This window comes from Streptomyces sp. NPDC020192 (assembly GCF_044388685.1).
Lineage (GTDB): Bacteria > Actinomycetota > Actinomycetes > Streptomycetales > Streptomycetaceae > Streptomyces.
The window spans coordinates 19457-29290 of the sequence record NZ_JBIRXG010000056.1 but is presented as its reverse complement, the minus strand read 5'-3'; the positions used below and the strand labels follow the sequence as shown (position 1 = coordinate 29290).

Here is a 9834-nt window from a genome sequence, read left to right as displayed (position 1 = left end):
GCCGTGAAGTCACCCGTGGTCACCTCGATCGGCCGGTAGCCGATGGAGAGCAGGCAGTCGCTGGTCTCGATCGCCGCGCGCACGTGCCGCTCGCTCGCCTGGCCGTTGTAGATACCGACGTAATAGGGGAACGTCTCGTCGATGACCGCCTTGGCTGTGCTGATCGCTGCTACGGGGAGCCGCATCTTCTCGGCCAGTCCCATGACATCGTCTGCCACGTCGAAGCGGTCCACGTCCAGATCCACCAGGACCGCCGGTGACTTGGCAGCGGACAGGTGGGCCGCGATTGCGGTGATGCACGACCGCAGCCGTTCCGGGTCGCTGGGCGGTTGCGCGAGCACCAGCGGAGCCTCGGGAACCTCGATGTCGAGATAGGCGATGTCGGAAGGCAACTCCACGTACACCGGGAGCTTTTCCCGCCACGCGGTGAGGATCAGCCTGTCGATCTCGGTGACCGCGTTGTGCGGGGTCAGTCGCGCCTGCGCGGCGGTCACCTGCGCATAGGCGCCGAGGAAACGGTCCCATGTGCCGTCGGCCATCGTGTGGTGCATCCCCAGGCCGCGATCGATGGACTTGAGCGGTATCGACCCGCAGATACAGACCACCGGCACGTGCTCGCTGTAGGAGCCGGCGACTCCGTTGATCGCGCTCAGGGCGCCGACGGCGTTCGTCACGAGGAGCGCGCCCATGCCGTTCAGCCGGGCATACCCGTCCGCTGCGTAGGACGCGTTCAGCTCACTGCAGTTGCCGACCCATTTCAGAGTGCCCCTGTCCTGGAGCTGCTGCAGCAGTTCGAGGTTGAAGTCACCGGGGACGCCGAAGAGGTGGCCGACGCCGGCCTCCTCCAGACGCCGGAGCAGGAAGTCGCCGATCGTCATCCATCGGCTCGGGATGGTGGACATCGCCTGTGCCTCCGAATCGCCGGTACCGTCTCCTCCGGGAAGGGAGCGGCTTATGTCCATTTTGCGGTGAGAGATGGTTGGAGGCCTCTGGGGGCTCGTGCTCCCACGCACGGGCGGATCAACCGGCGAATCGCGGGCGGACTCGTACCCCGGTTCCTGTGGTGGTGGTCGCCACGCCCGGCGAAGGCTCACTTTGGGGTACTGATGATCGATCCACCAGGGAACCCGCCACAGCGCCCGCGGCGGCGGGCCGACTGGTTCAACACCGATCCCGACCTTGGTTTGTCGAGCAGGCCCAAGGCCCGGCCACGCTGATCTCGGTTCAGCTCACTGCCCCTGGGGGCGCGCAGGGGCCGTGCCCGAACTGTTCCGCCGGGTGAAGTTCTCCACCTTCCCGTGGCGATCGAGGGCCTCACGGCCTGAGCGTCGCGCCGCTTGATCTCGCGGTTGACCCGCTCCAAGGGATTGGTGGACTGGTTCTTCTTCCCGTGTCGCTCGGGGAAATCTGCGAAGGCGGTCAGGTCGGTCTTGGCTTCGAGGAGCATGGCCGGTGCGGTGCCGAAGCCGCCGTAGGGGTAGCGCCGTGCTGTGGTGCGCTGACGTTGGTGAGGGCGGCGGTGGTGTGGGCATCGAGGTGTGGTCCGGCGGCACCGAGGTTCTCGGTGAGGTTGGTCGTGAACACTGCACTCGGCTCGGTCAAGCGGCCACGAAGCCGACGAGTCGACCGTTCTGCGGGCCTCATGGCGTGCCGGACGATGTTGACCACTCCGGCGTGGCCGCACCCGGTGATGATGACAAGTCCCCGGCCGCGCACGTTGATGACGAGTGCCTGGTCGTCGATGACGGCGGGGTCGTGTCGCCAGCCGTTCCCGTCCCAGGCCTGGTGTGCCTGCGGCATGCCGTGCTCGAACTCGGTGACGGGGTCCACCTCGCCGGTGATCAGGGTGCCGCCGGCCAGCAGCGACGGCTGCCGCCGCTCGAACACCTCGAACCCCTCGCGTTCCAGGGCACCCCGGGACAGCGTGGGCATCTCCAAACCCTGGTCGGCGGGCAGTTCCACGCGGCGGCGGGTCCAGACCGCGGGGTGGACGGTCAGCGGCAGGCCGGAGCGCCCGCGCAGCCGGGCCAGGCCGTCGAAGCCGCCCGCGTGGTCGAAGTGTCCGTGGCTGAGCACGACGCCCTGCAGGCCGCCGACATCGATGCCGAGACGCTCGGCGTTCACCGCCAGCCCGTCCGGCGACGCGCCGGTGTCGAACAGCAGCGTGCTGCTCGCGTTCCCGCTGTGGACGGAGACCAGGGCGGAGAAGCCGTGCTCGGCGCGCAGCCCCGCGACGGCCTCGCCACCGGCGAACTGCCGCGCGGCTGTCCGCCCGGCGTCCATCGACGCCCGGGCGACACCTTCGGCAGAGGCCAGCAGGGCGTCAAAGGTGTTGTCGACCATCGTCGTGACCCTGACCTCGTCGACCTCGGGCAGCGTCACCGGGTCGACAGCCGGTCCCTCCGCGACGCGAGGCGCTGACCACGCCGCCTCGGCCGCCGAGTGCCCATGCTCGTCACACATGCTAGAAGTCGCCTCCCCGCCGATACGACCGGCCGGGGAAGCGGAACCCGGTACAAGCCGTTGGCCCACGGCGGTCGCGCCGGCCGTGGGCGTCGTGCGGTGTCATGCTTCCACCCGCGCGGGCGGCACGACGACGTCGATGAGCCCGGTGGCCACGTCGTACACGAGCCCTGAGACGAAGACGCCGGCCCGAAGCTTCAGCTTGAGGGTTTCGACGTCGACGCGGACGGCGGCGACCGGGTCGGTGACCGCATTGGCGCCCAGTTCTCCGGCCGGAACTTCGAAGTAGTCGGCCAGCAGCTCGGGGAACGCGGCCAGGTCCGTGATCCCGCAGTCGGTGTGGTGCAGGACCGCATAGTGGGTGTCACCCGGGGCCAGAACCGCCCGTACGGGCCCGCACGACCTTGGAGAGCATTCCCAGCGTCCGGAGTGTCGCGGGCGTGACCCGCCCTCCGACGTTGCGGATCACCGCCGCCTCGCCGAGCTTGAGCCCGAGCACGTCCGACGGGTCGACACGCGGATCGACGCATCCGATGACCGTCAGACTGCCACTGGGCAGGAGCTTGAGATGGGCGAATGATCCGCCGTCGGCGAACCCGGCGTTCCGCTTGGCTAGCTCGTCCGTGTCGATCACTGTGCCGGTAACCCCATCCGGCTTGAGTCTGGCCCTCTGGTGACGCCGACGGCGACCTCCCGTTGCCGCCAATCCTGGCTCGCCGCGGCCTCCCCTGCCACTCGACTTCGGTGGCTTCGAGCGGAGCCTTCGCGTCTGCTTGCCCCGAACCCCCGGAGGATCAATCCGCCGGCAGGGAAGCCGGCAGGGATGCCGGTCCGGAAGGTGTCGGAGTCAACGCGCGTGGTCGCGGTGGTCGTGACCTGGGGAGCGTTGTGCCAGGGCTTGGGCGCGTGTGATGACCTCGTCCGTGGACACAGCGCTGAGGCCGGCGAGTACGTCCTCCAGGGCGCCCAGCCATAGTCGGTAGTAGCGGTATGGCTCGCCGTGCTCCCGTGAGGCTGTCCAGGCGGTGATCCGGGCGATCAGCGCGGTCTGGAATTCCGGCCAGCTGAAGACGCCCGCCTCGTACAGGGTGACGGCCATGCCGAAGGCACGGCTTTCCCACGGCTCGGCGAACACCAGCTCACCGTTGGAGCGGGGAGGCGCTGCCGGGCCCTCGGTGTCCAGCGGCGTGCTCACGGTGCCGCCACCTTGGCCACGCCGACCATCGCGTCCCTGGTGATCAGCGGCACGAGTTCTTCTTCCGTGAGGTGCTCGGCGCCGGGCGGACGCTCGGGCAGGACGAGCCAGCGCACCTCGCTGGTGGAGTCCCGGACGATGATCTGCACGTCGTCGTCGAGCGTGAGTCCCATCTCGGCCAGCACCGTGCGCGGTTCTCTGACCATACGCGCGCGGTAGGCGGGGTCCTTGTACCAGCTCGGCGGCAGGCCGAGGACCGGCCAGGGGTAGCACGAGCACAGCGTGCACACCACGACGTTGTGGGTGGTCGGGGTGTTCTCGACCACGACGGTGTGCTCGCCCTGCTGTCCCCAGAATCCGAGTTCCTTGATGGCGGCGGTGCCGTCCTCGAGCAGGCGCCGCCGGTAGTCGGGGTCCGTCCACGCCCTGGCGACGACCTTGGCGCCGTTGAGTGGGCCCACGCTCGTCTCGTAGCGGGTGATGATCGCGTCCATGGCCTTCGGGTCGATCAGGCCGCGCTCGGTGAGCAGTTGTTCGAGCGCCTCGGTGCGCAGCGCCACGGAAGGGCTCTCGTCAGAGCCGCCGGTGGTGGTCATGCGGTGGTCTCCAGATAGCTCTCGTACAGGTCCACGGTGACGGTGAAGGGTTCGGCGTCGGGGCCCCACAGCTCGCGCGAGTCGAACCGCACCGAGTAGACGTACTGCGGGTTTTCGCCCATGAAGTGGGCGTTGGTGTCCGGCAGCACACCGGCGGGCTGAACGATGTCGACGGCGCCGACATGCCCTCGCACATAGCGCGGCAGTCTGGTGTGTCCGGACGGCGACATGTCCTTGGCGCGCACCCGCTCCCCGACGGCGAAGGCGGGCGAGGTGTCGACGGAGCGTAGCGTGCCCTCGGCGGTCGGTGTGTAGTCGGGCTTGGCCGGCTCCGGGATCGGGGGCTCCTCCACGTGCTCGCCGCGGAGGTTGCGGGCGCGGGCGTCGACCGCACCATGTGCCAAGACGGCGCTGTCGAGGAGTCTCAGCTCTCCGGCGTTGAGCCAGCGCCCGTAGTAGCCGTCGTCGATGTAGTGCGCTCGGTCCAGGCGCTCCAGCGCGTGCCGGAAGGAGTCCAGGTTTCCCCCGGACACCCGGTTCGAGAGGATCGCGAGCGCGAATGCCCGGCTCTCCCAGGACTCTGCGAAGACAGGTTCATCCCGTCTCGGCGGATGCACGGGGCCCCAGCCTGGGGTTCCTCCCATGTCGGCAATACCATCCATGGTCGAACCTCTCTTTTACCTGCAATAGCGGGCATAGTTATATGAATTGTATGTGGGTGAGGGCTCATTGCCCCGCGTGCCCGGGAGTGGCGGCGGGCCAGGCGGGCCACGCCTTGGACGCATGCCGATCTCTTCGCCGGCAGCTGCATGTCGTCGATCGCCGTGGACGGACACACCCTGATGTCTGCTGGCGAGGATCCGCTCGTCTCAGGAGCAGCGTTCCCTGGGGTGGTCTGGGGGCTGGACGTCACCCCGGTTGCGCCCTGGTCGTGCGGGCCGCAGGCTGCTTCCGTGGACGACAGCGCGGAAGCAGGCGTGCGGCCCATTCTGGTGACCGGCGCTGCGGGCAGCGTCGGAGCCGTCGGCAGGACCGTGGTCCAAGGCCTTCGGCGCCGGGGCCTCCAGGTCCGTGCTCTGGTGCGCCGGGACGACGACCGTGCCCAGGCGCTGCGCGCGACGGGCGCCGAAGTCGTGGTGGGAGATCTGACGCGTGCCGGTGATGTCGCCGACGCCCTTGACGGCTGCGGGCGGGTGTATTTCGGCATGGCCGTGTCGGCACAGTATCTGCTGGCCGCCGTGACCACAGCCGCGGTCGCGCGCGCCTACGGAGGGCTGGAGGCGTTCGTGAACATGTCGCAACTGACCGTCTCCGAGATGGACGCCACCAGCGGCTCCGAGTCGCATCAGCATCGTCAGCAGTGGCTGGTCGAGCAGGTCCTCGACTGGTCGGGCCTGCCCGTGGTCCAGGTCAGGCCCACCGTCTTCATGGAGAACCCGCTCTTCCACACCGTGTTTTCCTCGATCGCCAAGGACGGCGCCATCAGGTGGCCCTTCGGCAAGGCGAAAACCTCCCCGATCGCGGCCGGTGACGTTGCCGCGGTCGTCGAGGAGATTCTGGCCGATCCGGCCCGGCACATCGGCCGGATCTATGAGCTGACCGGTCCCAGATCACAGGACATCGCCGCTTTGGCCGCGGAAATTTCCGATGCTTTGCACCGCACGGTCGGCTACACCGACGTCCCGTTGCAGGAATGGCTCGACAACGATCTCGGGGCGCTGGGACTGCCGGACCATGTCTTCCAGCACATCTCCACCATGGCTCGTCTACACGTGGCTGGCCGCTATGACCGCCAGGCAGACGGCATGGCAGAGGTCACCGGGCGGTCCGCTGCAGGAGTAGCCGATTTCGTCCGCGAGAACCCCGAGCTGTTCACTCGCTGATCCGCTTGCCGTCCGGGCCGCCGAGGTCGGCCGGGCAGGGCTGCCGGCGCACATCGGGCATGCTGAGGCGGGTTCACACCCGGGCCACGTCCACGGGTTCCTACCCACCGCCTTCGTCCTGTCCGTCTTCGAAGACGAACAGTGGCTTGGCGCCGTGCGCGGGTGCTTCGGCAAGCGCGACGGCTTCTGCGAAGCGTTCGAGCGGGAACGGCCGGCCCTGGGGAATGCTCAGCACCTCATCGGCGACGAGACCGCGCACCTGGGCGAGCGCGTGCAGCGCGTCCTCGGGTGAGGCGGTGCCGAACCAGCGGTTCAGCCAGAAGCCACGGACTGTTTTGGCCTGGTAGATGACCGAGCGCGCCTGCAGCGGGATCGTCAACGCCGCAGGGTCGGTCTGCCGGTGGGTGGAGAGCGCACCGTAGATCACCAGCTCTCCTCCCGGAGCAAGCGCCTGGGACACCTGGGCACCCACGGGACCCGCGACACAGTCGATGGCCTTTCGCACGCCGGCTGGTCCCGCTGTCTCAGTCACACGCTGCACCAGGTCTTCGTCCTCTGTGCAGATGACCTCATCCCCACCAAGCGCTTTGATCTCCTCGACGGCACCACGTCGCCGCACGACATTCGTCGTGCGAATCCCCAGATGCCGGGACAGCTGGATGACGAGCCGGCCGACGGTGGAGCCCGCGGCCGTCTGCAACAGCCATTCGCCCGGCTGTACGTCGAGTTCGCCCGTCACGAGGAGCAGCGCCGTCAACGGGTTGACGGCGAGTTGGCAGGCGCTGGAGTCGCTCAGATGGTCGGGGACCGACAGCAGCCTGCGTGTGTCGGCTACGAGGTATTCCTGCCAAGTGCCGGCCATAGGGGGCCCGGGTACAGCCGGGACCGCGGCGGCCACCACGCGCTCACCGAGCTTCAGCCCCTCGGTTTCCGGGCCCAGGGCCGCGATACGGCCCACGCACTCCATCTTGCCCCCGACAGCAGGAAACTCCGGGGAGAAGCCGTAGCGGCCGCGCAGCACGTGCAGATCACTCGCGTGAACCGGGGTCGCCTTCACACGAATCAACGCCTGACCGGCGCCCGGCGTGGGAACCGGCCGGGATTCCAGCCGCAGGACATCGGCGGGCTCGCCGGCCTCTACCGCCACGAGCGCGCGCATGGATCGAGGCATGGGTGGCCTTTCGTCTCTCAGCCCGCGAAGAACCCAGCGGGCGCTCCAGTCAGAGCGATGCTGGGATCAGTGCCCTCGCCGGTGCCGAGGCTGTGATCGGCGTCGGACTCCTCCAGGCCCTCTTCTGCTGACTTAGGCGATCATGCACGTGCTCTGGGCTCACGCGGTGTGCAAGGTCCGTTCCCAGGTCCTCCCGACGTAGCACGAGTTCTGTCATAAATCCGTCACTTCACGCTACGCCTGATCGTCCGACGGCGCCGATGCTGCCCGCCGTGCCCGTCACCAGTCAGGGCAGCACACTGACTTCCGGGGGCGCTCCATAACAGCAGCCTGCGGTGCGCACCGCCAGAGCGTAAAAGGACGCCAGGGCCACCGGCACGACATCAGCGGTGGCAGAAACGCCGAAGCGCAACAGCGTCCGGAGCATTCGGCGTGGGCTTCTGCGCGCGGTGGGACACGCTGGCGCTTGGTGCGTGTCGTGGGTTCCGCTGTACTCGGGCTCGCCGCTTTCGAGTACGCGGAGGAATGAGGCGGTGAGAACGCGGGCGGCTCGTCCTCTCAGCAGCATGCGGCAGTGGAGCCCCCGCGGCGCACCAGGTCGTAGCCTTTCGATCTCGACAGTGCATCGCCATTCTGGAGCCTGCGGCAAACGGGCTCTGACCTGTGCATTCATGGATCCGGTAGATCTGCTCAACCTGTTTTCGGGCCCTGGGCGGGTACAAAGTATGGAGTGCGTCGTGATGCCTGAATCTGTCGTGGATTCGAGGGCGGAGACCGGAGAAGTGCAGTCGTAGGCGCGCCTTGGGGCGTTCGCACTTACCGCTTCCGCCGACGTCCGCCCCGGCCGGCAGGTGCTCGGCCCGTAGCCAGTCCGGCCGCTGTGGCTGTGTCCGTCTGCGGACCGGGCCGGTCCGCCGAGACGACCAGGGCGGCGAGGAGCGTGGTGACCGGTACGGAGGCGACCAGGCCGATCGAGCCGACCAGGGTGCGCACGATCTCTTCGGCGACCAGCTCGCTGTTGGCGACCGTGGCCACGCCGCTCTGGGCGATGGAGAAGAGGAGCAGGAGGGGCAGTGCGGCGCCGGCGTAGGCGAGGACGAGGGTGTTGACCACGGAGGCGATGTGGTCGCGGCCGATGCGGATGCCCGCCCGGTACAGGCCGCGCCAGCCCATCGTGGGGTTGGCTTCGTGCAGTTCCCAGACGGCCGATGTCTGGGTCACGGTGACGTCGTCGAGCACGCCGAGGGAGCCGATGATGACGCCGGCGAGCAGGAGACCGCTCATGTCGAGCTTCGGATAGAGGCCGTGGATCAGGCCGGTGCTGTCGTCGGTGTTGCCGGTGAGGGCGGCCCAGCCGATGAACGCCGAGCCCAGGATGCCGATCAGCGCCAGCGAGAGCAGGGTGCCGAGTACCGCGACCGAGGTGCGGGCCGACAGGCCGTGGCACATGTACAGGGCGATCAGCATGATGGCGCTCGACCCGACCACCGCCACGAGCAACGGGTTCGAGCCCTGCAGGACCGCGGGCAGGACGAAGAAGTTCAGCACCAGGAAGCTGATGGCCAGCGCGACCAGCGCCATCACGCCCCGCAGTCGGCCCACCACCACGACGGCGAGCGCGAAGATGCCGGCGAGCAGGCCCATGGGGAATCGGCGGTTGACGTCGGTGACCGAGTACTGCAGGTCCTTGGGCGCGGACGGTTCGTAGGCAGTGACGACCTTCTCGCCCTGGTGCAGCTGTCGTGCCTGGTCGGGCTGCACGATCTCGGTGAACGTGCGTCCCTTGTCCTTGCCGGTGTCGATCCGGATCGTGGCCTTGTGGCAGGTGCCGTTCGCCTCCTGCTGCGCCGAGTTGCCCTCGGCGGTGGAGGTGTCGCCGGTGGGGGTCTCGCCGGAGGCGTTCACCGACTTACAGCTCACCTCGACGACCTTGGTGACCGTGGCCTGCTGGGTCTGCTGGTCGAAGCCGACACCGGTGCGTTTGTGCGGCGGGGCTCCGCCTGGCCACAGCACGACGAGCCCCACCACGACGGCGGCGGTGAAGGGGATCAGGATCGCCGCGATGACCTTGCGCAGGTGCCTGGAGACCGGAGCGGCGGGGCCGTGGCTGTGTCCGTGGGTGTGCGCCTGTCCGTGACGGTCGGCGCTCGCTCCGGGGCCGTGACCGGAGCCGTGTCCGGCACTGGTCACTGGTGTGTGCCCGTGGCCAATCTCTTTGGAGGGGAGGTAGCCCGCGCCGGCACCGGGACCGTAGCCGGGGTGAGGTATCGATTCAGGAGGATTCCCGTACCCGTAGTCGTGGCCGTACTCGCTCGCACGACCATCTCTGGGGCGGGGCGGGTCGCCGACCCGGTTCCAGTCTCCGGCACTCTGCCGGTCAGCGGTTCCCATGCCGTCTCCCTCGCGGTTGTCCGTGCCCCCTCCGGAGCCGGTCCTGCGCGGCGGCTCTGAGGAAGAGTACGGGAACGGCTGTGGCGTGGACTCAGCCCGAGCAGCCCCAGAAGATCGAGCGTTCTGCTCCCTGTG

9 protein-coding genes and 1 pseudogene are annotated in these 9834 nt (G+C 68.6%); 1 reads left to right on the top strand and 9 read right to left on the bottom strand.

Going from position 1 to position 9834, the window contains the following annotated elements; translation table 11 throughout:
- From ACH47Z_RS44465 to nthB, 7 genes and pseudogenes are all read right to left on the bottom strand, one after another.
- Positions 1-902 (bottom strand): thiamine pyrophosphate-binding protein (locus tag ACH47Z_RS44465; RefSeq protein ID WP_399085469.1); only part of this gene is annotated, 902 nt, incomplete at its 3' end.
- A gap of 398 nt (positions 903-1300) precedes the next feature.
- Positions 1301-1447, bottom strand: a pseudogene (locus ACH47Z_RS44460) (transposase); the annotation flags it as partial.
- Complete coding sequence (locus ACH47Z_RS44455; protein WP_399085472.1) at positions 1420-2283, bottom strand: MBL fold metallo-hydrolase; 864 nt, start codon at positions 2281-2283, stop codon at positions 1420-1422. The pseudogene ACH47Z_RS44460 and the gene ACH47Z_RS44455, both read right to left, overlap by 28 nt.
- A 544-nt stretch (positions 2284-2827) precedes the next feature.
- Positions 2828-3097 (bottom strand): carbonic anhydrase, encoded by a 270-nt coding sequence (locus tag ACH47Z_RS44450; RefSeq protein ID WP_399085466.1) that lies wholly within the window; start codon positions 3095-3097, stop codon positions 2828-2830.
- A 213-nt stretch (positions 3098-3310) separates the two neighbouring features.
- Positions 3311-3658: a nitrile hydratase accessory protein gene (locus ACH47Z_RS44445; RefSeq protein WP_399085463.1), complete on the bottom strand. Its 348-nt coding sequence runs from the start codon at positions 3656-3658 to the stop codon at positions 3311-3313.
- Positions 3655-4254 (bottom strand): nitrile hydratase subunit alpha, encoded by a 600-nt coding sequence (gene nthA / locus ACH47Z_RS44440; RefSeq protein WP_399085460.1) that lies wholly within the window; start codon positions 4252-4254, stop codon positions 3655-3657. The genes ACH47Z_RS44445 and nthA overlap by 4 nt, the downstream gene beginning before the upstream one ends.
- Positions 4251-4916: a nitrile hydratase subunit beta gene (nthB, locus tag ACH47Z_RS44435; RefSeq protein WP_399085457.1), complete on the bottom strand. Its 666-nt coding sequence runs from the start codon at positions 4914-4916 to the stop codon at positions 4251-4253. The genes nthA and nthB overlap by 4 nt, the downstream gene beginning before the upstream one ends.
- Before the next feature lie 291 nt (positions 4917-5207).
- Here nthB and ACH47Z_RS44430 point away from each other — a divergent pair, with 291 nt between their 5' ends.
- A complete protein-coding gene (locus ACH47Z_RS44430) occupies positions 5208-6137 on the top strand; it encodes an NAD(P)H-binding protein (protein ID WP_399085454.1) in 930 nt (309 codons plus the stop codon).
- 100 nt (positions 6138-6237) lie between these two features.
- Here the strand turns inward: ACH47Z_RS44430 and ACH47Z_RS44425 are convergent, their stop codons facing one another.
- Entirely contained in the window at positions 6238-7296 is a 1059-nt protein-coding gene (locus ACH47Z_RS44425; protein WP_399085451.1) for a zinc-dependent alcohol dehydrogenase family protein, read from the bottom strand.
- Positions 7297-8124: 828 nt separating this feature from the next.
- Positions 8125-9699 carry a YibE/F family protein gene (locus tag ACH47Z_RS44420; protein WP_399085448.1) on the bottom strand — a complete coding sequence of 525 codons (1575 nt, stop codon included), beginning with the start codon at positions 9697-9699 and terminating at the stop codon, positions 8125-8127.
- Between the last annotated feature and the right edge of the window lie 135 nt (positions 9700-9834).